The following is a 24593-nucleotide window of genomic DNA, read 5'->3' on the forward strand; positions in this document are numbered from 1 at the left end:
CGACGGTTGGTGAGGGTGAGGGTGAGGGTGTGCGGCCCGGCTACAGCTCGGGCCAGGTCAGGGTCGCCGCGCCCCAGGCCAGACCGCCGCCGAAGGCGGTCAGCAGCAGGCGGTCGCCGGCCCGCAGGCCGCCGTCGGCGGTGCTCTGGTCGAGCAGCAGCGGGATCGAGGCGCCGCCGGTGTTGCCGACGTGCTCGATGTTGGACAGCCGGCGCTCCGGCCCGATGCCGAGGCGCTCCGCGACCGCGTCGAGGATGCGCGCGTTCGCCTGGTGCGCGGCGAACCGGTCGACGTCCTCCGGCCGCCAGCCGGTGTCGGCGAGCGAGCGCAGCGAGGCCGCGGTCATCCGCTCCACCGCGTGCCGGTAGGTGGCCCGGCCGGCCATCCGGAAGTACTCGTCGCCCGGCTCCGGAGGGATCCCGGAGGAGCGCTGGCGCGAGCCGCCGGCCGGCACGGTGATGAGGTCGCTCAGCTCGCCGTCGCTGCCGAGGACCACCGAGCCGAGGGCGCCCGGCTCGTCCGCCGCACCGGCCCGCAGCACCACGGCACCGGCGCCGTCCGCGAAGATGACCGCCGTACCGCGGTCGGCCGGGTCGATGATCGTGGTGAACGCGTCCGCCGCGACGACCAGCACCCGGTCGGCCAGCCCGGACGCGATGAACCCGGCCCCGGCGGCCAGGGCGTACAGGAAGCCGGTGCACACCGCCGCCACGTCGAAGGCGGGCACGCCGTTGAGGCCCAGCCGGGCGGCCACCGCCGGGGCGGTCGCCGGGCAGAGGTGGTCCGGGGTGGTGGTGGCCAGCACCACCGCGTCGACCTGCGAGTCCTGAGCCGACTTCAGGGCCCGTCGGCCCGCCTCGACGGCGAGGTCGGAGGTGGCGGTGCCCGGGGTGACCACGTGCCGGGAGGCGATCCCGGTCCGGGAGCGGATCCACTCGTCGGAGGTGTCGAGTCGGGCCGTCAGCTCCTCGTTGGTGACCACCGTCGGCGGTACGTGGCCACCGACCCCGGCGATCACGGCCGCCCGCCCGGCACGGGCCCCGAAGACGGGGGCGGTCACGGCCGCCCACCCCCTACCGGGGCACCGGCGGCCGGGCGGGTCTCGCCGGTGACCCGTGCCGTCGCGTCCGTCGGCAGGCCCATGTACGCCATCCGGCTCGCGGCCATCTCGTCCGTCCAGCGCTCGGCCATGTCGTAGCGCTGCACAGGCGTGGTGTCGAGCAGGCGTACGCCCGGCCAGACCTCGTAGTCGCCGATCAGCTCGGCCTGTTCGAGCATGCCCCGCTGGAACAGCTCCTCGCGGTGGATGACGTAGGGCCGGTCCGGGACCCGGTCCCACAGCTCGGTGCCGGCCGCGAGGATCTCCAGGAGCCGGGGCAGGTACTCGGGGTGGTCCCGGACGTGGTCGCGCAGGATGGTGCTGGCCACGGTCAGATGCCGGATCTCGTCGATCGCGGTGCCCCGGGAGATCTCCTGGGTGGCCGCCGACAGCGGGGTCCACTTGCGTTCGCTCAGCTCGGCGGCCGGGGCGAGGACGCCCTCGATGACGATGGCGAAGACGGCCACCCCGCCGTGGAAGTCCCCCTGGTCGCGGATGATCTCCAGGGTGAAGTCCTCCACCGGCTGGAGGACCTCGCGCCGGTACTCGGCGGCCATCTCGTCGATGTCCGCCGCCAACGTCCGTTCCGGCAGGCCCAGTTCGACCAGGTGGTTGCGGAACACCCGGGCGTGCCTGGCCTCGTCCATCAGCTGGGTGGCGTAGAACTCCAGCTCCGGGATGCCGGGGGCGCGCGAGACGTAGTGGCCCAGCAGACGGGTGGCGATCTCCTCCGACAGACTGCGGAAGCCGAACTCCAGGACCAGCGCCTCGCGCAGCGGTCCCGGCCGGCGCAGGAACTCCGGCACCTCGGCCTTCTCGTGGTGCCCGGTGGCACCGCGGTCCCGCAGGGTGCCCTGGGCGACCTCGGTGAACCAGTACGCCAGGTTGCAGTGGTCCGGGCCGAGGGTCAGCTCCTTGGCCCCGTCGAGCAGGCCGGGGGCGGTGTCCCAGTCGGCCTCTTCGGCGGCGGGCGCGTTCGTCATGAGGGCAGCTCCTCCTCGGTGTTCCCGGCGTCGTTCCCGGCGTCGTTGTCCGTGTCGTTCTCCGCGACCGGGATCAGCCGCCCGGCGAAGATCTCCCCGGAGCAGCTGATCAGCGGGTCCCCCTCGGCGGTGTCGGCGTGGACGACCGCGCCGAGCAGCACCTCGTGGTCGCCGACCTGGAAGCGGCCGACCACCCGGCAGTCGTAGTGCGCCAGCGCGCCGTGGAAGAGCGGCGCCCCCGAATAGGTGGCCGGACGCCAGTCGATGCCCCGGAACTGGGCGGCGCCGTCGGGCCGGGAGCTCTCGGCGAAGTGGCGGGCCAGCAGGGCCTGTTCGTCGCTGAGCACGTTGACCGCGAACCGGCCCTCGGCGGTGGCGAGCTTGGCCAGCACCGAGTCGGGCTTCAGGCACACGCCCAGCACCTGCGGGCGGCGGGAGATCCGGGTCACCGTACTGACGGTGGTGCCGTGACGGCGGCCGTCGTGGTCGGCGGTGATCACCGACACGGGCGTGGCCAGCCGGCGCATGGCCCGGTCGTGCGCGCTCCAGCGGCTGCGCAGTGCCACCCGGCTCATCGGGTCGCCTCCCGACCGGCCGGGACGGACACGTCGAGCGGTCGGGCGCCGGCCCCGGGGACGTGCCCCACCGCGACCGGGTCGCTCGCGTGCCCGACCGGCTTGGGGTGCTGGAGACCCAGGTCGTCGAGGAGGCGCAGATAGCCGGACTGGCGGACCGGCTCGAAGGGCAGCGCGTACGACTTCATGAAGTTGCCGAACAGCCCCCGGTCGCCGAAGAGATGGAAGGGCAGCACCAGCAGCGCCCACTCCGGCCCGACCAGCCAGCACCACAGGGCGGCGACGGCGCCCTGGGTGATCAGGCTGTGCATGACGTTGTAGGCGACGTAGTAGCCCTTGTGGATGGGGGCCCGGCCGCCGGAGCGGCGGAAGGCGATGGCGCCCGGGATGTAGCCGATCAGGTCTATGTAGAGGAACAGCCCGATGGCGGGCAGCCAGCGGATGTCGGTGAAGTGCCAGACGATCAGACCGGTCGTCACCGCCAGACCGACCAGGTACTCGGCGCGGTGGAGCGAGAAGGTCCTCGGTGTCTCGAAGGGATTTGCCTGGTCCACGGTGGACTCCTGACAGATGGGGAGGGATACGGGTGGACTGCGGGCCGGGTGCGCGCCGCCGCCCGGGGTCAGCCCGCGCTCGGCGCGGCTGCCGTGTCGAGGTTCAGGTCCGGGTCGAGGACCGTGGTGCCGGGGAAGAGGCCGCTGACGGCCCAGGCGACGGTCTCCCGGATGACGCGCTCGGCGATCGGGTCGAGGATGCTGGCGAGGCTCGGGATGCCGAAGTCGAAGTCGGCCCGGAAGACGACGGAGACGTCCGGGCCCTCCTGACGCAGCGTCCACACGCCCTCGAAGCTGTCGAAGTCGCCGTCGGTCTGCCGGAACCGGATCTCCAGCAGGTCGGGGAGGAAGGTGTCCTCCTCGGTCCAGCGCAGCAGCCCGCTGCGGAAGTGCAGCTCCCAGCTGGAGGAGCCGACCGGCTCGGGCAGCGTCGCGTGCACCTCGGTGGAGCGCACGTGCGGGGCGAGTTCTGGGTAGCGCTCCCAGCGCGGGACGGTGGTGAAGACGTCCTCGGCGGAGGCGAGGCGCACGAGGGCGTGGAGTTCGACGTGTCGCATGGTCAGTTGCCGCCTTCGGGCATCGTGGCCGAGCCCCGTACGAGGTCGACGGTGGCCTTGTCGAAGGAGTCGAGGAGGAACTCGACGTCCCGGTCGGTGAGGATCGCGGGCGGTGTGAACCGCACCACGGAGGAGCCGTTCATCGAGTGGTTGGCGACCACCCCGTGGTTGAACAGTTCGATCAGCAGCTCCCCGGCGAGCCCCGGCTCGACCAGCTCGACGCCGATCAGCAGGCCCTGGCCGCGCACCTCCACGACCAGGTCGGGGATGTTGCGCCGGGCGATCTCGGTGATCCGCGGCAGCAGCCGGGCGCCCAGCTCGCGGGCCCGGGGCACCAGTTCCTCCTCACGGATCGCCCGGACCGTGCCCTGCACCGCCGCCATCAGCAGCGGCTGTCCGGAGAAGGTCGACGTGTGGACGTACGGGTCCTTGTCGAAGGGACGGAACGCCTGCCGGGTCGCGAGGGCCGCCGAGACCGGCACCACCCCGCCGCCGAGCGCCTTGCCGGCCAGCAGGACGTCCGGGCGGACACCCTCGGCGTCCAGTCCCCACCACTCGCCGAGCCGTCCGAAGCCGGTCTGCACCTCGTCGAGCACCAGGAAGCCGTCGAACTCCCGGACCGCCTCCTCGACCTGCTTGAGGTAGCCCTTGGGCGGGATGATCACACCGCCCTCGCCCTGCACCGGCTCGACGATCACGCAGACCTCGCCGGGGTGCCGTGACAGCTCCGCGCGCAGCGCGTCGATGTCGCCGAAGGGCAGATGCGTGACATCGGGGAGCAGCGGGCGGAAGGGCGCCTGGTAGACGTCCTTGGCGGTGGCCGACAGGGCGCCGAGCGTCTTGCCGTGGTAGCCGCCGTTCATGGAGACCGTCCGTTTGCGGCCGTTCGCCCGGGCCAGCTTGAGGCCGGTCTCGACGGCCTCCGCGCCGGAGAGGGAGAAGTGCACCCGGTCCAGGCCCTCCGGGGCGACCGAGACCAGCGCCTCGGCGGCGCGGGCGACGGTCGGCTCCAGCAGGATGCGGGTGGCCACCGGGTGGGTCTCCAGCTGCCGCCGTACCTCCTCCATCACGACGGGGTGGCGGGCGCCCATGATGAAGACGCCGTAGCCGCCCGCGTTCAGGAAGCGCGAGCCGTCGGAGGTGGTCAGCCAGGCGCCCCGCGACTCGACCTCCATATGGGTGCCGAAGAGTTCGGCCAGGGTGGCCCGGCCCTTGCTCAGATGGGCCCGGTAGAGCCGGAGAACCTCCTCCTCCTGGCTGACCGGTGCGTCGACGCTCGTGGTCATGGGTGACTCGCTTTCGATCCGGGGACGGTCAGGACAGGTCGAGCGCGGCGCCGCCCGCGTAGGCCAGCAGCGGCTCGGCCGTGGAACCCTGGGACGGCGGGTGGAAGGCGAGCGGACGGACCGAGGCGGCCGTCCGCTGGTGCGCGGAGGACCGGATGAAGTCGATGCCGCCCAGCAGTTCGAGGGCCTGCTGCGTGGCGAGCGACAGCGCCTCCTGTGCGGCGAACCGGGCGGTCAGCACCTGTGCGACGGCCTCCTCCCCGCCGACGCCGTCGCGCACCGCGCGGGCCACCCCCAGCAGCAGCTGGAACGCGGACTCGGTACGGATCAGCAGGGCGCCGCGCTCGCTCACGCTGCCGCGTCCCCGGGCCAGCACCTCCTCGGTCAGCCCGGCGGCGGCGCCCGCGTACCCGCCCGACACCAGCAGCTCGAACCAGACGAAGCCGGCGTTCTGCAGGTCGTCGATCCGGCCCGGGTCGTCGGCGGTGGTGCGCACCACCATGTCCTCGGGCACGAACACGTCGGCCAGCCGCACCTCGTCGCTCTGCGCGGCGGCCAGCACCTCGCTGCCCCAGAAGGGGTGCAGGGTCAGCCCCGGCGACGCGGAGTCCACCAGGGCCAGCGCCAGCTCCGGAGCGCCGTCCGCGCCGGGCACCGCGATGCTCGCCGTGAGCAGGCTCATCGAACGGGACAGGCTGCAGGGCTTCTTGGCGCCGTTGAGCAGATAACCGCCGTCGACCGGGGTCGCGGTGACCGCCGGGGCGAGGATGTTCTGCTGGGTGCGGCCCTCGGCCCAGCCGGAGGCCATCAGCCGCTGCTCGGGCACCACCGTGTGCAGTACGCCGGTCTGCGCGGGCGTCAGCCGGCCCGGGCCGTCGGCGAGGGCGTACAGCATCGCGGCGGTGAAGTGGTGCATCGTCGAGGCGACCGCCAGCGACGGGGACAGCGAGCCGACGGCCCGCTGGACGAGCAGGGCGTCGACGGGATCGGCGCCCAGTCCGCCGTACTCGGCGGGAATGAGCAGCCCCACGCCCGCCGCCGACCTGAACAGGTCGACGACCGGACTGCCGGCCGCCTCCCGCTCCTCGAACGGCAGATCCGACAGGGCCTTGACCAGCCCGGGATGAAAGCGCTCGCAGGTGTCGCGGGCGATGTCGAGAGATCTCACGGATGTCACCTCGTTCAGCGTTGTTCGCGGGTCGTGACCGGCCGGTCGCCCCCCGGGGCTCGTCCGCCGGATCGGGCCGCGGGATACGGACGGCACCTCAGCGGCGCGGGCGGGCACGGGCGGGTGCGGCCGGTACGGCGGGCGTGGGCGGTGCGGGGAGCGCGGGCGGTACGGGGTGAGCGGCGGCCGACGGCACGCCGCGGACTGGCGGCTCCGGTCGTGCGGACAGGCGTCCTCCAGTCCGTCGGGCGCTGCCGGGTGGGTCAGTCGCCGAAGACCGTGTGGTACGGGCTGACGTCGCGCGCGATGCTGACGCCCTGGGCGTGGGAGGTCTTGAGCATCGGGTAGTTGGCCTCGCCGAAGACCCCGCCGGTCAGGCCGGTTCCGCCGTGGCTGGGCAGGTAGGGCAGGAAGCCGATGTGCGAGTCGTTGACCTTCAGCAGGCCGCCGTTGACCACCCGCTGGACGAAGGTGTCGACGACGTTCTCGTCCCTCGCCCACAGGGAGTTGCGCAGCCCGTACTCGTTGGTGTTGACGAAGTCGAGGAACCGGTCGAGGAGCACCTCGTCGGTGTCCGGCTCGGCCACCACGATCGGCAGCAGCGGGAAGAACGTCTCGTGCCGCACCACGTCGTGCTCACGGGCCGACGCCAGCCCGTCCACCCGCAGCACGGTCGGCTGCAGGAAGACGCCCGTCTCGGACGGGGTGCCGTCCAGCTCGGTGCGCAGGCCGCCGGTGACGAGCCGCGCGCCCTGCTCCAGGGCCCGGTCGAGGAGCCCGAAGAACCGCTCGGTGCGGCGCACCGGCGACAGCAGGACGTCCTCCTCGTCCGGGTGGCCGGGCCGTACCCCGGCGACCTGCCGCTTCACCTCGGCGATGAGGTCGTCGGCCACCTCGGGGTGCACCAGGACGTAGTTGGGCACCATGCAGATCTGCCCGGAGCCGTAGAAGGACTCGGTGATCGCCTCGGCGGCGTAGCGCAGGTCCGCGTCCTTCCAGACGATGATCCCGTCGTTGCCGGCCAGTTCCAGGATCGGCTTCTTGCCGTGGGCCACGCACCGCTCCTGGAAACGCAGGCCCTCCTGGCTGCCGCCGATGTAGAAGATGTCGTCGATCAGCGGGCTGGCGAGCCAGCGGTCCAGGGTCTGCTTGGGGTTGGCGCAGACCACGTTGAGGGTGCCGGGAGGCGCCCCCACCTCGTCCAGGAGCGGTGCCGCCACCTCCCGCAGCACCCACAGGGTGCTCAGCGCGATACTGCGCGGGGCGCGCACCACGACCGCGTTCCCGGCCATCACGGCGAGCACGGCCAGGGCCGCACTGGGCGCCGGGGCGTTCTGCGGCGGGTTGAAGGCGACCACACCGTCCGGCTGGCGACGGACGATCAGCCGGCGCCCGCCCTGCTCGAACTCGGTGTGCATCTGCTGCGCGTACCAGCTGATGCTCTCCTCGCTGTACACCTGGAGCAGACAGCTCAGCTCCCAGCGGGCCAGCTTCACCGGGTGCGACTCGGCGACCAGCATCTCCACGAACTCCTCCTCGCGGCGCAGGAGTTCCTCGCGGAAGAGGGTGCCGAGCCGCAGCCGCCGCTCCAGGGGGACCGCCGCCCAGCCGGGCGCCGCGGCGGCGGCGGCCTCGCTGGCGAGGTCGATCGCGGCGTCGTCGGCTATCGCGCACCGGCCGATGACATAGGGGTGCCCGGCGGCGGGCGAATCCGCGTCCTTCTCAAGGGTGCGCTTGAGGCCGACGCTGGTGAAGACATCCTCGAGAAGGGATTTGGCACTCACGGTGTAAACCCAGCCGTCGCCCTCGATGTCTTTCCCCGCGATAAACAGCCCATAACTGTGGAACTTTTTCCCGGGATTCATCTTGCGGACCCTCCGGAAAAGCAATCGAAATCTGATGAGAGGCGAAATCGGATTGATGATTGCAGTCCGCTCTGACCGGATACTGACGCGGTGCTGATCCGGGAACGGACACCCACGACCGGTGCCCCACGGCCCTCGCCCTGATTACCTGGTAGGTAATTGACCCCGCTGATCACCGGGCGCCACGCTGGACAAGCAGCGAACACCCCATGTGATCGATCGGGAGTATGAAGGATGAGTACCGAGACCAATCGCAGCCCCGCCACACCGTCACCGCCCACGCCGACGGACGGGAGCCCGGCCGCGCCGCATCGGCTGATCCTGCCGACCGTGCTGGCCGGCGTCTTCATCACCACCCTCGACTTCTTCATCGTCAACGTCGCCATCCCCTCGTTACAGACCGACCTGGGGGCGAGCGCCTCCGCCATCGAATGGGTGGTCGCCGGTTTCGGGCTGGCCTACGGCGTGGGGCTGATCACCGGCGGACGGCTCGGCGACCTGTACGGCCGGCGCAGGATGTTCCTGCTGGGCCTCGGCCTGTTCACCGTCGCCTCGCTGCTCTGCGGCGTCGCGCAGACCGGCGGTTTCCTGATCTTCTCCCGGGTGCTCCAGGGCCTCGCCGCGGCGATGCTCGCGCCCCAGGTGCTGGCCCTGCTGGGCACGATCTTCACCGGCGCCGCGCGCCTGAAGGTGTTCGCGGGCTACGGCCTGGCCATGGGGCTGGCGGCGGTGTTCGGCCAGCTCATCGGCGGTCTGCTGATCGAGGCCGACATCGCGGGCTGGGGCTGGCGCTCCTGCTTCCTGGTGAACCTGCCGTTCTGCCTGTTCATCATGTTCCTGACGCTGCGGGTGGTGCCCGAGTCACGGGCCGAGGGCAGGCCCAAGCTGGATCTGCTCGGGGTCGTGGTCATCACTCTCGCGCTGGTCGCCCTGGTGCTCCCGCTGATCGAGGGCCGCGAGCACGACTGGCCGCTGTGGACCTGGCTGTCGTTCGCGGCCTTCGCGGTGCTGACGGCCGTGTTCGTGGCGGTCGAGCGGTCCATCGCCGCGAAGGGCGGCTCCCCGCTGGTGAACATCGCCATGTTCGGTGACCGGGCCTTCGTCGTCGGACTCGCCTGCCAGGTGGTCTTCTGGATCGGCCAGGCCTCCTTCTTCCTGGTGCTCGCCCTGTACATGCAGGCCGGCCGCGGCCTGAGCGCGCTGGAGGCGGGCCTGCTCTTCGCCGCCATCGGCGCCGGTTACATGTACACCTCGATGAACGCCACCAAGTTCGCCGCGAAGCTGGGCCGCCAGGTCCTCGCGGTCGGCGCGCTGCTCATGGCGGCGGGCCTGATCGTGCTCGGCGTCACGGCCGCGCAGCTGGGCGCCGGCGGCCACACCGCGTGGCTGATCCCCGGCCTGGTGATCGACGGCGCGGGCATGGGCCTGGCGGTCGCCCCGCTCGCCTCCACGGTCCTCGCCCGGGTCAACCCGCAGTACGCGGGCTCCGCCTCCGGGGTGCTCACCACGGGCCTGCAGATCGGCAACTCGATCGGCGTCGCGGTGATCGGCGTCATCTTCTACAACGCGCTCGGCGAGCGGCCCGACACCTCGGCCTACGCCCACGCCTTCGACATGGGGATCATCTTCCTCGTCGCGGTGGCGGCCACCCTGGCCCTCCTGGTCCAGGCACTGCCCCGCACCAACGCGGGCAAGTGACCGACCCCACCCCTGTACGGCACCCCTATATACGACACCCCGGTACGACACCCTCCCCTTGAACCCCCGGGGCGGCGAACCCCCGCGCCGCCCCGGGCTCCTGACCATGACCGAAAGAGAGTAAGCACGTGAGTGCGAAGGAACTGCTGAAGCGCTACGTCGCCGTCTGGAACGAGCCCGACCCCGCCGCACGCCGGACCGAGATCGCCGACCTGTGGACCCCGGACGGCCTGCACCACACCCAGACCCGCCGCTTCCAGGGCACGGACAGCCTGGTGGCCCGGGTGACCGAGGCCCACGACCAGTTCGTGTCCGGCCAGGGCCTGCGCTTCCGCGAGGCGGGCGACCCGGTCGGTCACCACGACGCGGTGGCCTTCAACTGGGCGATGTCACCTGCCGCCGACGACACCGTCCTGGCCGTCGGCTTCGACGTGGTCCTGCTGGACACCGGGGGCCGCATCCGCACCGACTACCAGTTCAACGAGCCCCCGACCCCGGACCCCGACCTCGACACCCAGGCCGAACGCCACCTGGCCACGGCCGGATCACCCCCCGAACACCTGGCGAAGCGACTCGCCGACCTCTACCTCCCCGACGCCCGCCTGATCGACGAGAACGGCGTGCACGAGGGCCCGGAGGCCATCGCCACCGCGCTCACGACAGCCCCCGCCCGACACCGATCGGGCAACGCGTCGGCCCAGCACGACGCCTTCCGCTACCCCTGGCGCACGGACACGGGCGAAACGGGCGTGGACTTCCTCCTCCGCGACAACCAGGGCGTGGTGCACACGCACTACCGCTTCACGGGGGCGGGCCGCTTCGCGGTGTGACCACCTCCGGCCCGGCCCGACGCCCCCTCGCCGGAGGGCATGGGCGCCGAACGTCGGGCCTTCCCCGCCGAAGGCACCAGTGAGCCGGATCGACCAGGGCGCGTACGTGCCCCCGCCTCGCCGGAGCGGGATCGTGCCGGGTGTGAGCTGCCCGGCCCGGGAGTTCCGGTGTGCGGGGGCCGCGGGGGCCGGTCGGTCGCGGTGCCGGTCGGCGGAGTGGGCCGGTGGCCCGCGGCGGGCTCCCGGCTCGGGGCGCCGGTGGCCGGGTGCGGTGTGCCCGGTGTCGTGCACCGCACACGTACCCCCCGCCCGGCACCGCCCGCGCCCCGCTGCCGCGGTTGTGCCCGATGGCGGGGATGATGCAGGGTGATGAGATGACCGAGGTGCAGGAAAGTCGGCAAGTGTCCCGGCCCGTGGGCGAGTTGATGCGCCGGTGGCGGGAACAGCGGGGTTACAGCCAGCTCGCCCTGGCCACCCGGGCCGAGATCTCCGCGCGTCATCTCAGCTTCCTGGAGACCGGGCGGTCCAAGCCCAGCAGGGACATGGTGCTGCGCCTGGGCCGGCACCTCGACCTGGCGTTGCGCGAGCAGAACCAGCTGCTGCTGGCGGCCGGCTACGCGCCCGCCTACACAGACTCTCCCCTGGACGTTGCCGAGATGCTTCCCGTGCGTGCCGCGCTGCGTCAGATCCTGACCGGCCACGAACCCTTCCCCGCCCTCGTCGTGGACCGCAACTGGAACATCGTGCTCAGCAACAGCGGCTTCCAGTTCTTCGCCGAGGGCGCCGCGCCCGAACTCCTGCAGCCCCCCGTCAACGCGCTCAGGCTCGCCCTGCACCCCGACGGCATGCAGCCACGCATCGTCAACTTCCCCGACTGGCGGGCCCAGTTGCTGATGCGCCTCCAGCGCCGCGTCGAACTGACCGCCGAACCCGGCCTCGCCCGGCTGTACCAGGAACTGATCGCCTACCCGGCCGGCGGCGAGCCCACCCGCCCGCCCCGCACCGACCAGGCCGACCTCACCCTGCCGCTGCGGCTGCGCTACCGCGACACGGAACTCTCCCTCATCTGCACCATCGCCACCTTCGGCATGCCCCTCGACGTCACCGTCGCCGAACTGGCCGTGGAGGCGTTCCTGCCGACGGACGAGGCGACGGGCGAGCTGCTCAAGCGCCTGCACACCGCTGCCCCCACCGGTTCGGACCCGGCGGGGGCAGCGTAGGACGGGGACAGAACGGAACGGGACAGGACAGGACTGGCCGTACGGCGAGGTCAGCCCGCCTCTCCCGGCGCCGGCACCACATAGCTCGGCGGTATGTCGAAGTACTGGTGGTCGGAGACGATCCGGCCCTCGTCGTCCAGCGTGACGAAGTCGAAGCCGACGGCCTCCAGCGCACCGCTGGACGCCGACACCATCACCCAGTTGAACCGCAGCGTGTTGTGCTGGCCCCGCGCGTTGTTGCAGGACCGGAAGGTGAAACCGCCGGTGGCGTACGCGTCGTGGGCGTAGCCGACCTGTGTGGCGATGGCCTCGTGGCCGCCGACGACCGCGATGGCGTTGGCGTAGACACCGTCGGGCGCCCACAGCTCCTCGACGGCCTTGAGCCGGGCCTCGGGATCGGTCTCGGTCCAGACCGCGACATAGCGGTCGGCGAACTCGTTGGCGCTGGTCACGGGCACGGTCATGAAACGCTCCTTCGGTACGGGATGTCCGGCCGGGTCCCGCTGACCCGGCCCAGCAGCAGGCGGACGAAGTCGGCGGTGATCGACGTCGTCTGCTCGTGGAGGAAGAAGTGGCCGCCCCGGAAGAGCCGGTTGCCCAGGTACGACTCGGTGCGCGGCACCCAGGACGCCATCGCCTCCGGGTCCACCAGCGGGTCCTGGTCGGCGCTGTACGTGACGACCGGGCACGGCACCCTCGCGTCGTCGTCCCGGTAGCTGGCGCAGACCTCCAGGTCGGCACGCATGGCGGGCATCATCAGGCCGAGGGCCTCGGCGTCGTTCAGGATGCTCTCCGGCAGCGAGCCCAGCCCGCGGGCCCACTCCACCAGCTCCGCCTGTGGCACCTGGAGCTGCTCGGGCGGCGGGGTGCGAAACCCCTTCGGCGCCCACGCGGAGGCACCCAGCAGCACCGGCGCCCGCTCACCGCGCTCGTGCAGCTCGACGGCCACCCGGTAGCCGATCAACGCGCCCATGCAGTGCCCGAACACGGCGTACGGGCGCCCGTCCAGCTCGGCGGCGAGACAGTCGGCCAGCGTCCGCACCAGCGGTTCGACCTCGGTGAACATGTCCTCGCCGTACCGTTCCTGACGGCCCGGCAGCTGGACGCACTGGACGGAGACGTCGGCGGGGATCAGCGGCGGCCAGTCGCGGAAGACCGACGCCCCGCTCCCCGCGTAGTGCAGCAGGAAGATCCGGGTTCCGGCGTCGGGCGCGCTCTCCGGCTGGAACCAGCGGTCCGCGAGGACGGCGCCTGGCTCGGTCATCGTGCTCCTTCGGAAGGGGAGGGGAGGGAAGGTACGGGGGATCGGAGGGAGGTACGGGTGGGGAAGGTGGGGGAGCCACTCAGCTCGCGCCCGTCCCCGCTCCCGCGCCCGCTGCCGCATAGCGGCGGCGCAGTTCCCGGCGCAGCACCTTGCCGGTCGGGTTGCGCGGCAGGACGTCCAGGAACTCGTAACTGGTGGGGATCTTGAAGTCGGCCAGTCGGCCGCGCAGGAAGAGCATCAGCTCGCGCCCGCCGGTCTCACCGCCCGGCGCGACGACCACGCAGGCCCGGACCGTCTCGCCCCAGCGGGCGTCGGGCACGCCCACCACGGCCACGTCGGCGACGGCGGGGTGCGCGCGCAGCGCGTTCTCCACCTCGACCGGGTAGATGTTCTGGCCGGCCACGATGATCGTGTCGTTGATCCGGTCGCACAGGAAGAGATAGCCGTCCTCGTCGAGGTACCCGGCGTCGCCGAGCCTGAGCCAGCCGTCCGTCAGCGTCTCGGCGGTGGCCCCGGGCTGCCGGAAGTACTCGACGAAGTGCGCCGGCGTCCACACGCTCACCTGGCCGATGGCCCCGGCCGGCAGCTCCTCGCCGTCCTCGCCGACGATCCGTACGACGTTGCCCGGGCAGACCCGGCCGGCCGAGGTCAGCCGGTGGTTGCCGAGCACATGGTCGGCCGGGGTCAGACAGGTGACCACGCTGCCGGTCTCGGCAGCGGCGTACATCTGGGCCAGCTCGCAGCCGAACACGGCCAGACAGCGCTCCAGTTGCGACGGCGAGATGGGCGCACCGCCGTAGACCACCTTGCGCAGCGAGGCGAACGCCTCGTGTCCCGCGCCGTGTTCCGCCGCCATCATGTCGAGCATCGCGGGCGCCGCCCACACGGTTGTGACCCCGTGCTCGGGGATCAGCCGTACGGCGTCGTCGGCGACGAACATGCCCATCACCACGGAGGTGGCGCCGACGTTGAAGGCGTGCATGAACCACGCCATACCGGCCGAGTGCAGGCCGGGAAAGCAGATCAGGGTCCGGTCCTCGGGCCGCCAGTCGATCCAGTCGCAGCCGGCCTCGCGCATGTTGTCGATGAAGGTGAAGAAGGTGCGGTGCGCGAGCACCACGCCCTTGGGCAGGCCGCTGGTGCCGCTGGTGTACATCTGCACCATGGGATCCTCGGGCCCGACGCGGACATCGACGTCGGAGTCCGGGACGTCGCCCTTCCACCGAAGGAACCCACCGGCCAGGCGCCCGCTACGGCCGCTGCCGCTGTCGCCGTCGAAGAGCAGCACCTCCCGCAGCTGGGGCAGCCCTCCCCGGGCCTGCTCGACGGCGGCCAGGAACTCCTGCTGCACGAAGACCGTACGGGCACCGGAGTCCCGCAGGATGTGGTCCACCTCGTCGGCGGTGAGCCGCCAGTTGATGGGCACCAGCACGACCCCGGCCTTGGCGCAGCCGAGGGCCAGGTCGTAGTAGTGCTCGTTCTCCCGGCCCAGGAAGGCGACCCGGTCCCCGCGCCCCAGCCCGGACGCGGCGAGGGCATGGGCGGTGCGGTTGCTGGCCCGGTGCAGTTCGGCGTAGGTGGTCTCACGCCCTTCACAGATGATCGCCGGATGCTCCGGCTGCCGCGCCGCGTGCAACGAGGCACGGGCGGCGATGGTGTCCGTACTGGGTCCGGCCACGGAGATCTCCTTCAGGGGGTGCCGGGGTTCGGGGTGCGAGGTGTCGCGGGGTGGTGGAGGGGCGGGGGCTTCGGTGAGCGTGGGTTTCGGTGGGCCGGGGCTTCGCTGGGCTGGGGCTTTCGTGCGCTGGGGCAATGGGGGGCGCGGAGCCGCCGTAGCGCGCCCCGGCCCCCTCCTCGCCCCTCAACCTCCGCGAACCCTCAGCCCTCCTGCCCTCTACTCCGCCCCCGCCCCCGACTCCCCGAGCTGCTGCTCCAGGAACTCCGTCAGCCGGGCCGGTGACGGGTGGTCGAAGGCCAGCTGGGGTGGCAGCGGCAGACGTAGGGCCGCCTCCAGGGAGTTCTTCAGTTCCACCGCCACCAGCGAGTCCAGGCCCAACTGCACGAACTCGGTGTACGGGTCGATGGAGTCCGGGTCCTCCAGGTGGAGGACGTCGGCGGTCTTCGCCCGGACGAACTCCTCCAGTGCCGCCAGCCGTTCGGGCCGGGCCCGCCGGCGCAGGTCCTCCAGGTCCAGCGTGCGGGACTGTCCGCCGCCGGGCTGGACGAGCCGCTCGTACAGCGCGTTGCGCACCGGCTTGGCCGAGGTGAACCGGTCCCAGTCCGCCTCGCCGACCACGATCTGGCTCAGCGGCCGGCCCAGCACCGACGCGAAGGCGCGGGCCCCACGGCCGGGCGAGAAGAGCTTGATGCCCTCCTCCTCCCAGCGCCGGATCAGCGACTCGTCCAGCCGGGCCGACATCCCTACCTCGGCCCACGGCCCCCAGTTCACCGACAGCCCCGGCAGGCCCCGCGCCCGGCGCCACGCCATCAGCGTGTCGAGGAACGCGTTGGCCGCCGCGTAGTTGGACTGGCCGGGCGCCCCGACCACCGGCGCCGCCGAGGAGAAGCCGACGAAGAACTCCAGCTCCGGGAAGGCCGCCGCGGCCTCGTGCAGCAGCCAGGAGCCGTAGACCTTCGCCTCGAAGACCTCGTCGAGGCTCTGCCAGGTCTGCTCGGCGACCGGCCGGTCGGCGGTGGTGCCCGCCGCGTGGACGATGCCGCCCACCGGTGTGCCCGAGCGCAACAGCTCCGCGGTGATCCGGCCGACGTCCGCCGCGTCGGAGACATCGCCCTGGAGGACGGTCACCTCCGCCCGCTCCTTCAGCCGCTCCAGCAGGGGCGCCACGTCCGGCGCCGCCTCGGTGCGCCGGCCGACCAGGGCCAGCTTCCGCGCACCGAGGTCCACCAGCTTCTCCGCCGCCACCAGACCGAGCCCGCCCAGCCCGCCGGTGACCAGATAGACCCGGTCCGGCCGGACGTCCACCGCCCGAGGTTCGGCCGCCGACGGATCGTCGAACCCGATCACCAGCTTGCCGATGCTGGCGCCCCGGCTGAGGACGCCGAACGCCTCCTCGACCTCGTCCAGGGTGTAGGCGGTCACCGGCAGCGGCGGCAGCTTGCCCGCCTCCACCAGCTCGACGATCACCCGCATGATCTCCTGGTTGAGCGGGATCAGCCGGTCCTGCGGCAGCTCGCTGAGGTCGAAGTTGAAGTACGACACGTCCGGCCGCTCCGCCGCGACCTGCTCCGGCGTCCACACCCCGACCTTGCCCAGCTCGACGAACCGGCCGCCCTCGCCCAGCGACCGCATCCCGGCGGGGATGAACTCCCTGTTCAGGCTGTTGAGCACGATGTCCACACCCCGCCCGCCGGTGAGCCGCCCGATCTCGTCGGCGAAGTCCAGCGTGCGGGAGTTCATCAGGTGCTCGACGCCCTGCTCGCGCAGCAGCGGCCACTTGTGCGGGCTGGCGGTGGCGAAGACCTCCGCCCCGGCCAGCCGGGCCAGCTGGACCGCCGCCTGCCCGACCCCGCCGGCCGCCGCGTGCACGAGCACCCGGTCACCGGCCTTCATCCCGGCCAGCCGGTGCAGCGCGTAGTACGCGGTGACGTACACCGAGATCAGTCCGGCGGCCTGGGCGAGGTCCAGCCCGGCGGGCTTGCGCACGGCCACCGCCGACGGCACGGTCACCCGGCGGCGCATCAGCCCGAGGTAGTTCACGATCACCTCGTCGCCGGGCGCGAAGGACGCCTCCGGGCCGGCCGCGACGACCGTACCGGCGCACTCGAAGCCGAGCGGCTGCTCGCCGAACTCCTTCATCATGCCCAGGGCGTTGAGCACGTCCTTGAAGTTGAGGCCGACCGCCGCCACCTGGACCTGGATCTCGTCACCGGTGGGCGCCACCTCCGCACTCCGCTCCGGCCGGATGCCGGCGAACGTGCCGTACTCCTTCACGGCGAGCCCGAACCCGTTGTCCCGCCGGGCCCGAGCGTCGTCCGCGACCAGCCGCCGTACATGCCGGCGGGCGCCCCGGTAGGCCACCTGGAAGTCACCGCTCTCCCGCGCCGTCAACTCGCCGACCAGCGCGTCCGGACCGGTGCCGTCGGCCGGCAGGTCGATCAGCGTGGTCCGGTACGACGGGTACTCGTTGAGCATCACCGCCCCGAAGCCCCAGAGCGAACTCCCGGCCGGCCGGGCCCGCTCCGGGTCGTCCCCGGGCAGCAGCTGAGCCTGCTCGGTGACCAGCCACAGCCGCTGGTCGCGCCCGAAGCCGTGCCGGTCCAGCACCGCGAGCAGGGCCAGCAGCCGCCCGTAGTTCCGCTCCGACTCCGCCCGCAGCCCCGCCGCGCCCCCGGCAGTTCCCGTACTCCCGGCGTCCGGGTCGGACCGCCAGAACCAGCAGACGTCGGTGATCCGTTCCTGGGCCAGTACGGCGCCCGCCTCGTCGGCGTCGTCCGCGAAGACCGTCCGGCCGCCGGCCTCGGCCAGCCGGGCCGACGCCTCCTGGAAGCCGTCGGCCGGTCGGCCCACCAGCAGTACCCGGCGGTCGGAGACACCGTCCTGAGCGGTCGCCGAGCGCTTGGTCCAGCGCAGCTGGTGGAAGAAGCTGCGGCGCGCCGCGCCCGGCGCCTCGGCGAGCTGCTTCATACCGAGCCCGCGCAGCTCCATGACCGGCTCGTCGCCCTCAAGCACCAGTACATCGGCACACACGTCGACGTCCGGCGAGTCGGCCGGGACCAGCCGCAGCAGGGTGCGCAGCGACTCGGCGCGCGGTTTGCGGAAGAGGGTGAAGCGGCCGAAGCGCACGGGCAGATAGGAGTTGCCGTCGTCGGCGAGCGCCCCGATGTTGTGCATGGCGGCGTCGAGCAGCGCCGGCGGGACATGCTCCAGCGGGCCCGCGGTCACCCCGCGCAGCTCGCCGACGGTCAGCCCGCTCGGGAAGCGGGTGACCGAGCGCATCAGCCGGAACGCGGGTCCGTAGTCGAGACCGGCGCCCGCGTAGGCGGCGTACACGTCGTCGGAGCGCAGCAGGTCCACGGGCCGCTCGCCGCCGGCCGCGAGACCGAGCAGCGCGTGCGCCGCCGTACTCGGGCCGTCCCGCACCTCGTCCTCGGCCGACAGCACCGCCGTGGCGTGCAGCCGCTCGACCTCGTCCCGGCCGCTGCCGGTGAGGCTGGCCACCTCGACCAGCGAGGTGCCGTCGGCGGCCGGGCGCAGCCGGGTCCGCAGCCGGGTCGGGGCGTCCGCGTCGAGCAGCAGCGCCTCGCGCAGCGCGACGTCACCGACCGCCCGCCGGGTGTGGCCGAACACCGTGTCCTGCAGCGCGAGGGCGATCTCCAGATAGCCGGTGCCGGGGAAGACCACCTTGCCCATCGCCACGTGGTCGGCGAGGTAGCCGGGCCTCGCGGCGCTGATCACGGTGCAGAACTCCCGTACGCCTGCCGTGCGTTGCTCGTCGGTGGTCGTCTCCGCGCCGAGCAGCGGGTGCCGTACGTCGGCGGTGTCGGCGATCCGGGCGCCCAGGCCGTGCCGGTTGGCGCCGGTCGGCAGCCAGTAGCGCCTGCGGTCGAAGGCGTAGCCGGGCAGCGGGACGGTACGGCGCTCGCGGCCGGTGTGGAAGCCGGTCCACGAGAGCGCGAAGTTGGCCGTGTACAGCTGGGCCAGGGCGCCTCGGACGGTGCGGCCGTCCGTGTCGCGCGGATGCAGGCTGGCCACCCATAGATGGTCCTGGGCGGTGACGCACTGCTTGGCCGGGGCGCTCAGCCCGAGCGACGGGCCGATCTCCACCATCGCGTGCCGGCCCCGGCGCTCCAGCGTGCGCATGCCCTTGGCGAACTCGACGGGGGCGCCGATGTGCCGCACCCAGTAGTCCGGGGTGGCGAGGTCGCGGAAGCGGGCGATCTCCCCGGTGACGTTGGAGATCAGCGTCAGCTCCGGCTCGTGGAACTCGATACCGGCGATCTCGGCGCGGAAGGCGTCGTACACCTCCGCCATCAGCGGCGAGTGGAAGGCGTGCGAGACGGTCAGTCGCTTGACCCGCAGACCGCGCTCGGTGAACGCCGCCATGGCCTCGGCCAGCGACTCCTCGCCGCCCGAGATCACCGTCTGCTCGGGCGAGTTGACGCCCGCCACCGCCAGGTCCTGGTACTTCTCCAGCAGCGGCGCCACGTCCTCCACGGGCGCCCCCACCGCGGCCATCCCGCCCGGCGCGGACACCGACTGCATCAGCCGGGCGCGGGCGGCCACCAGCGTGGTCGCGTCGTCCAGGCCGAACAGCCCGGCCACGGCCGCCGCGGTGACCTCGCCGATGCTGTGGCCGATCAGCGCGTTGGGCCGCAGCCCCCACGACATCCACAGCTCGGCCAGCGCGTACTCCAGGGTGAACAGCGCGGGCTGCGCGTACAGAGTTTGGTTCAGTTCTTCGGCCGCCCCTTCCCCGGTGGCGAACATCAGCTCGCGCACCGACCGGCCGAGCTTCGCCGCGAACAGTTCGTCGCAGGCGTCGACCCGGGCGGCGAACACCGGGAACTGCCGGTAGAGGGCGGCTCCCATGCCCGGGTACTGCGAGCCCTGGCCGGCGAAGAGGAAGGCGGTCTTGCGTACGGCGTTGCGGGGGGCCGCGGCCTCGGCGGTCCCGGCGTGCCGGTCGAGCAGCGCGGCGAGCGACTCGTGGTCGGTGACCAGGCCGCCGACGCGGTGGGTGAAGTGGCTGCGGCCGACGTGGGCGGTGTAGCAGAGGTCGCCGAGGTCCACGTCGGGGTGGTCGGCGAGGTGCTGCCGGTAGCGCTCGATCTGCAGGGCGAGCGAGCGGCGCGACTTGGCGGACAGGGTGAAGACGTGCCCGCCCTCGTCGGCGCCGCTCTCACCGGCCCCGTCCGCTGCCGGTGGAGACCCGGCAGCGGGCAGGACCGGCGGCTCCTCCAGGACGGCCGCGGCGATACTGCCCGCGAAGCCGAAGCTGTTGACGACGGCCCGCCGGGTGCCCTCAGCCGTCCAGGGACGGTTCTCGGTCGGCACGGTCACCGGGATGTTTCCCCACGGGATGCGCCCGGAGGGTTTGCTGAAATTCACATGCGGGAAGATCGTGCCCTCCTGCATCTGCAGCACGGTCTTGATCACCCCCGCGATCCCGGCCACCGGCTCGGTGTGCCCGATGTTGGTCTTCACGGACGCCACGGTCACCGGCCGCTCGGCCGTGTGCGAGTCGGCGAACACATCGCTGATGGCGCCCATCTCGATCGGGTCGCCGAGCGGGGTGCCGGTGCCGTGCGCCTCGACGTACTGGATGTCGGACGGCGTCAGCCCACTGTTGCGCAGCGCCGCCCGGATCACGGTCTCCTGCGCGGTGCCGTTGGGCACGGTCAGCCCGGCGCTCTCGCCGTCCTCCCCGATGGCCGTGCCGCGGATCAGCGCGAGTATCCGGTCGCCGTCGCGCCGGGCGTCCGACAGCCGCTTCAGTACGAGGACACCGCAGCCCTCGGCGCGTACGTACCCGTCGGCGTCCTCGTCGAAGGTCTTGCAGCGGCCGTCCGGTGCCAGCATGTTCGCGTTCGAGAACATCACGAAGATGCGCGGGTGGTGCAGGCAGTTGACCGCGCCGGCCAGCGCGATGTCGCACGCCCCGCTGCGCAGGCCCTCCACGGCCAGATGGGTCGCGGTCAGCGACGAGGCGCACGCGGTGTCGACGGTGAGGCTCGGGCCGCGCAGCCCGAAGAAGTACGACAGGCGTCCGGACAGCGGGAACAGCGTGATGCCGGCCGCGAGATGGCCGTCCAGCTCCTCGTAGGGCAGGCCCTCCATCTCCAGCGCGTAGTCGATGGAGCTGGCGCCGATGTAGACGCCGCCGTTGCCGTGCCGCAGGGTGGCCGGGTTGATGTTGGCCTGCTCCAGGGCCTGCCAGGCCGTCTCCAGCAGCAGCCGCTGCTGGGGGTCGACGAACGAGGCCTCCTTGGGCGAGATGTTGAAGAACTGGGCGTCGAACTGGTCTATCCCGTCCAGGAAACCGGCGCCCGTCGTCCTGACCTTGCCCCGCTCCGGCTCGGCGGCGGAGCCGTCCCCGGCCGCCGCCTCCGGCCGCGGGGTCAGCGCGGCCACGTCCCAGCGGTCCTCGGGCACGGGCCGGATGCCGTTGCCGCCCGCCTTCAGGAACTCGGTGAAGTCCTCGGGGGAGTCGTTGCCGCCCGGCATACGGAATCCCATGCCGACCAGCGCGATGGGCTCAGGGTGTTGCTCGACGGTCGTCGCCATTACGGTCTTCCCTCTTCTCGATCTTCTCGATAGCCCGCAGCGGTCATGGAATGAGGTCGGCGAGAACCTCGTCCGCCAGGTATTCGACCAGCTTCTCGATGGTCGGGCTGTTGAACAGCACGGTCGTGCTCAGTACGCAGCCGAGTGCTTTCTCCAACCGGGTCTTCACCTCCATGATGCGCAGTGAGGTGAAGCCCAGGGAGAAGTAGCTCTGATCCATGGGGAACATCTCGTCGCCGCCCATGAGGAGGACGTCCTTGAACTCCGCGACGACGATGCTCTCCAGGAATTCCGACCGCTCGGACCGGGGAAGCGAGGACAGTTGCTCCACCGCCGGGGCCTGTTCGCTCATTGCATGCTCCGTGGAAGGCGGACGGGGAAACGAGGACAGAGAAATACAGTCAGAGGAATACGGTCAGAGGAATAGAGTCAGAGAACGGATGAGCAGATGCAATCAGCCCGCCCTGACGCCCCCCTGACCGGTCACTGATACCCGGCCGGCAGCCCACGCGCGCGACAGGACCGGGTGGACCGGAACCCCAGCCGCAGGGGGATTTCCGGCCCACCCGGCCCTGTCGGCGAGGCATGGCACAGCGCGGAGAGGGCAGGATTCGAACCTGCGTGGACCCCGAGGGATCCGACCGATTTCCTGGTCCCCGATAAGCCGCTCCGGGCACCTCTCCCTGTATTGGTATTGCGCGGAGAGGGCAGGATTCGAACCTGCGTGGACCCCGAAGGATCCGACCGATCACCTGGTCCCCGATAAGCCGCTCCGGGCACCTCTCCCTGTGTTCGTTCCGGTTTCCCGTCCCGCTCACAAGAAATACTGTGCCAGCCCCCTCTGACATAGCGCTGACACCGCCCTGACGCGGATTTTCGGCCCTCATTCCGCTCTACCGCCGCTCTATTCGGCGGTGCTCTACTTTCCGGAGAAGAACCGCGTCACCTAGGAAGGACCGCTGTGTCGACGACAAGCGCAACGACCCTGGACAGTCCCGTCCTGCGAGCCATAAGGACACACACCCAGTCCGACAATCCCAGTTCGTTCCTGGCCCTCAACACCGGGAACTCCGTCCTCACCCTCCCCGGCGTCGACGGCGTGGCCGTCCACCGCCGCACCGGCCGCCACCTCGTACAGTTCGGCGGCCCCTTCGCCGCCCCCGGCGCCTACGCCCAGCTCCTCACGGGACTGCGCGAGCACGCCCGCGAGGAGAAGCTGGACCTCGTGGCCGTACAACTGCAGCGAGCCGACGCCGAGCGGTACCGGGAGGCCGGCTTCACGGTCAACCAGATCGGCGCCTCCTGGGCCGTCCACCTGCCGGAGTTCAGCCTGCGCGGCACCCGCTTCATGCAGCTGCGCAACAAGATCTCCCGCGCCCTGCGCAACGGCCTGGTCGTCGAGGAGGTACCGGCCGACGAGTGCGAGACGGCGCTGGCCACCATCGACGAGGCCTGGCTGGGCTCCAAGGGCGAGCACGCCCGGCCCCTGGAGTTCCTCGTCGGCCAGGTCGGCGGCCCCGCCCAGGGACACCGCCGGCTCTTCGTCGGCAGCATCGAGGGCGCACCGGTCAGCTACATCTCGTACTCACCGGTCTACGGCACCAGGAGCGGCTGGATGCACGACCTCAGCCGGCGCATCCCGGGCGGCTCCCCGGGCCTGATGGAGGCGATCAACGCCGCCGCCATCGAGAAGTTCACCGAGGAGGGCGTGGAGTGGCTGCACTTCGGCTTCACCCCGTTCACCGGTCTGTCCGAGGACAACGAACTCCCCGGCCACAGCCCGTCCTTCCAGTGGCTCATGCACTTCCTGTGGGCCGAGGGCGCCGCGCTGTACCCGGCGCAGTCCCAGCTGGACTACAAGGAGAAGTGGGCCCCGCACGCCGTACTGCCCGAGTACGTGGCCTTCGACGGCCCCGCGTCCATCGCCGGCTTCGCCCACATCTTCCGTGCCTGCAACGCGTTCTGACGCCGGCAGCCGCCCCACGCCCGAACAGCGCACGCCCGAACACCCCACCAAGGAGGACCACATGACGATCGCCGCCCGCGACCCCCGCTCCACGGACGAACTGCGACAGGCACTCGTGGAGTCGCTGATGGCCATGATCGGCGCCCCCGACGACATCCCCACGGCCGAGACGGCCGCCACCACCCTGCACAGTCTGGACGAGCGCCTGACAGCCGAGTCCAGTACCCGCTGACCGCGGCGACGACCCCGGCCCACAGCGAGAGGGGCGGCGGCCCACGGGATCACTCCCGCGGACCGCCGCCCCTCTCACCGTCGTCCCGGCATCCCTTCGGCATCCCTTCGACATCCCTCTGGGGGTACGGCGGTTCGGATGCCCCCGGCTCAGACGGGTGACCGCAGCACGGGCCCGGCCGGCACCCCCGCGTCCAGCGACGAGTCCGCCGCGAGCATCGCCTCGTACAGCCGCCGCACCCGCGCACTCGGCGCGATGCCCAGCTCGGCGCCGAGGGTGGCACGCAGCCGCTGGTACGTCTGCAGCGCCTGCCAGACCCGGCCCGAGGCGTACTGGGCCGCCATGAACTGCGCGTGCAGCCCCTCGTGCAGGGGATGTTGGGCGGTCAGGACGGCCAGCTCGCTGAGCACCTGGCCGTACCGCCCCAGCCGCAGGTCGGCGGCGATCCGGCTCTCCAGCGCGGTCATCCGCGCCTCCTCCAGCCGCAGCACCTCGATGTCCAGCACCAGCCCCGTCCGTACGTCCACCAGGGCCGGGCCCCGCCACAGGGCGAGCGCCTGCCGCAGCAGGGTGGAGGCGGCGGCGAAGTCACCGGCGGCGAAGGCGGACTGGCCGAATCCCTGCAGCCGTTCGAACTCCTGGGCGTCGATCGCGCCCGGCTCGACGTCCAGCTGATAGCCGCCGTGCCGGGTCATGAGCACCTCCTTGGCGTGCGGACGGCCGTCGCCGGAGATGCCCGGCAGGTCGTCCCCCGGGGTCAGCGCCTGCTCCAACAGGCGCCGCAGCTTGAGGATGTACGTCTGCAGCGTGGTCGGCGCGCTGCGCGGTGACCGGTCGCCCCAGAGTTCCTCCATCAGGGTCGCCGCGGGGACGATGCCGCCCGAACGCAGGGCGAGCAGGGCGAGGATCTGCCGCGGTTTCGCCGCGCTGGGGACGATGGACCCGTGGTGTTCCCGTGCGATGAACGGACCAAGGAGCTTGATCTGCACCGCTGATCCGCCTCCTTCCCGGTGACTGGTGACAGTTGGCAGGACGCGTGGCCCGAAGTGCG

General features: G+C 71.9%; 19 protein-coding genes and 2 tRNA genes. 5 read left to right on the top strand and 16 right to left on the bottom strand.

The window, feature by feature from the left end; all coding sequences use genetic code 11:
• Positions 1-40: 40 nt before the first annotated feature.
• The 8 genes from CW359_RS16445 to CW359_RS16480 form a co-directional block, all read right to left on the bottom strand.
• Positions 41-1060, bottom strand: a complete 1020-nt coding sequence (locus CW359_RS16445; RefSeq protein WP_105970689.1) for a beta-ketoacyl-ACP synthase III — start codon at positions 1058-1060, stop codon at positions 41-43.
• The gene (locus tag CW359_RS16450; protein WP_232838423.1) at positions 1057-2082 is read right to left on the bottom strand and encodes a ferritin family protein; all 1026 of its coding nucleotides are present in this window, start codon (positions 2080-2082) and stop codon (positions 1057-1059) included. The genes CW359_RS16445 and CW359_RS16450 overlap by 4 nt, the downstream gene beginning before the upstream one ends.
• Positions 2079-2657: a flavin reductase family protein gene (locus CW359_RS16455; RefSeq protein ID WP_105970690.1), complete on the bottom strand. Its 579-nt coding sequence runs from the start codon at positions 2655-2657 to the stop codon at positions 2079-2081. Before CW359_RS16455 ends, CW359_RS16450 begins: the two co-directional genes overlap by 4 nt.
• Entirely contained in the window at positions 2654-3211 is a 558-nt protein-coding gene (locus CW359_RS16460) for a hypothetical protein (protein ID WP_105970691.1), read from the bottom strand. Before CW359_RS16460 ends, CW359_RS16455 begins: the two co-directional genes overlap by 4 nt.
• A gap of 68 nt (positions 3212-3279) precedes the next feature.
• Positions 3280-3768: a type II toxin-antitoxin system RatA family toxin gene (locus tag CW359_RS16465; protein ID WP_105970692.1), complete on the bottom strand. Its 489-nt coding sequence runs from the start codon at positions 3766-3768 to the stop codon at positions 3280-3282.
• 2 nt (positions 3769-3770) lie between these two features.
• Positions 3771-5054, bottom strand: a complete 1284-nt coding sequence (locus tag CW359_RS16470; protein WP_105970693.1) for an aspartate aminotransferase family protein — start codon at positions 5052-5054, stop codon at positions 3771-3773.
• A gap of 28 nt (positions 5055-5082) precedes the next feature.
• Complete coding sequence (locus CW359_RS16475) at positions 5083-6222, bottom strand: acyl-CoA dehydrogenase family protein (RefSeq protein WP_105970694.1); 1140 nt, start codon at positions 6220-6222, stop codon at positions 5083-5085.
• A gap of 263 nt (positions 6223-6485) precedes the next feature.
• Positions 6486-8087, bottom strand: a complete 1602-nt coding sequence (locus CW359_RS16480; protein ID WP_105970695.1) for an aldehyde dehydrogenase family protein — start codon at positions 8085-8087, stop codon at positions 6486-6488.
• Between the two features lie 234 nt (positions 8088-8321).
• Here CW359_RS16480 and CW359_RS16485 point away from each other — a divergent pair, with 234 nt between their 5' ends.
• The 3 genes from CW359_RS16485 to CW359_RS16495 all read left to right on the top strand — a co-directional run bounded on the left by CW359_RS16485 (position 8322) and on the right by CW359_RS16495 (position 11835).
• Positions 8322-9785 carry an MFS transporter gene (locus CW359_RS16485; RefSeq protein ID WP_198655242.1) on the top strand — a complete coding sequence of 488 codons (1464 nt, stop codon included), beginning with the start codon at positions 8322-8324 and terminating at the stop codon, positions 9783-9785.
• Between the two features lie 128 nt (positions 9786-9913).
• The gene (locus CW359_RS45835; RefSeq protein ID WP_198655243.1) at positions 9914-10615 is read left to right on the top strand and encodes a hypothetical protein; all 702 of its coding nucleotides are present in this window, start codon (positions 9914-9916) and stop codon (positions 10613-10615) included.
• A gap of 374 nt (positions 10616-10989) precedes the next feature.
• The gene (locus tag CW359_RS16495) at positions 10990-11835 is read left to right on the top strand and encodes a helix-turn-helix domain-containing protein (RefSeq protein ID WP_105970696.1); all 846 of its coding nucleotides are present in this window, start codon (positions 10990-10992) and stop codon (positions 11833-11835) included.
• 50 nt (positions 11836-11885) lie between these two features.
• Here the strand turns inward: CW359_RS16495 and CW359_RS16500 are convergent, their stop codons facing one another.
• From CW359_RS16500 to CW359_RS45280, 7 genes are all read right to left on the bottom strand, one after another.
• Positions 11886-12299: a nuclear transport factor 2 family protein gene (locus CW359_RS16500; RefSeq protein ID WP_105970697.1), complete on the bottom strand. Its 414-nt coding sequence runs from the start codon at positions 12297-12299 to the stop codon at positions 11886-11888.
• The gene (locus CW359_RS16505) at positions 12296-13099 is read right to left on the bottom strand and encodes a thioesterase II family protein (protein ID WP_105970698.1); all 804 of its coding nucleotides are present in this window, start codon (positions 13097-13099) and stop codon (positions 12296-12298) included. The genes CW359_RS16500 and CW359_RS16505 overlap by 4 nt, the downstream gene beginning before the upstream one ends.
• Positions 13100-13178: 79 nt before the next feature.
• Positions 13179-14777, bottom strand: a complete 1599-nt coding sequence (locus CW359_RS16510) for a long-chain-fatty-acid--CoA ligase (RefSeq protein ID WP_105970699.1) — start codon at positions 14775-14777, stop codon at positions 13179-13181.
• Positions 14778-14993: 216 nt separating this feature from the next.
• Positions 14994-21344 carry a type I polyketide synthase gene (locus CW359_RS16515; RefSeq protein ID WP_105970700.1) on the bottom strand — a complete coding sequence of 2117 codons (6351 nt, stop codon included), beginning with the start codon at positions 21342-21344 and terminating at the stop codon, positions 14994-14996.
• A 43-nt stretch (positions 21345-21387) separates the two neighbouring features.
• Positions 21388-21696, bottom strand: coding sequence for an acyl carrier protein (locus CW359_RS16520; RefSeq protein WP_105970701.1), 309 nt, complete (start codon positions 21694-21696; stop codon positions 21388-21390).
• Positions 21697-21940: 244 nt separating this feature from the next.
• Positions 21941-22027: transfer RNA gene (locus CW359_RS45275), tRNA-OTHER, on the bottom strand.
• Between the two features lie 16 nt (positions 22028-22043).
• Positions 22044-22130, bottom strand: a tRNA-OTHER gene (locus CW359_RS45280).
• Positions 22131-22305: 175 nt separating this feature from the next.
• Here CW359_RS45280 and CW359_RS16525 point away from each other — a divergent pair.
• Positions 22306-23310, top strand: coding sequence for a bifunctional lysylphosphatidylglycerol flippase/synthetase MprF (locus CW359_RS16525; protein ID WP_105970702.1), 1005 nt, complete (start codon positions 22306-22308; stop codon positions 23308-23310).
• A gap of 61 nt (positions 23311-23371) precedes the next feature.
• A complete protein-coding gene (locus CW359_RS45840; RefSeq protein WP_198655244.1) occupies positions 23372-23542 on the top strand; it encodes a hypothetical protein in 171 nt (56 codons plus the stop codon).
• A gap of 149 nt (positions 23543-23691) precedes the next feature.
• Here the strand turns inward: CW359_RS45840 and CW359_RS16530 are convergent, their stop codons facing one another.
• Positions 23692-24531, bottom strand: a complete 840-nt coding sequence (locus CW359_RS16530; protein WP_198655245.1) for an AfsR/SARP family transcriptional regulator — start codon at positions 24529-24531, stop codon at positions 23692-23694.
• Positions 24532-24593: the final 62 nt, after the last annotated feature.

This window comes from Streptomyces geranii, assembly GCF_002954775.1.
GTDB classification, from domain to species: Bacteria; Actinomycetota; Actinomycetes; order Streptomycetales; family Streptomycetaceae; genus Streptomyces; species Streptomyces geranii.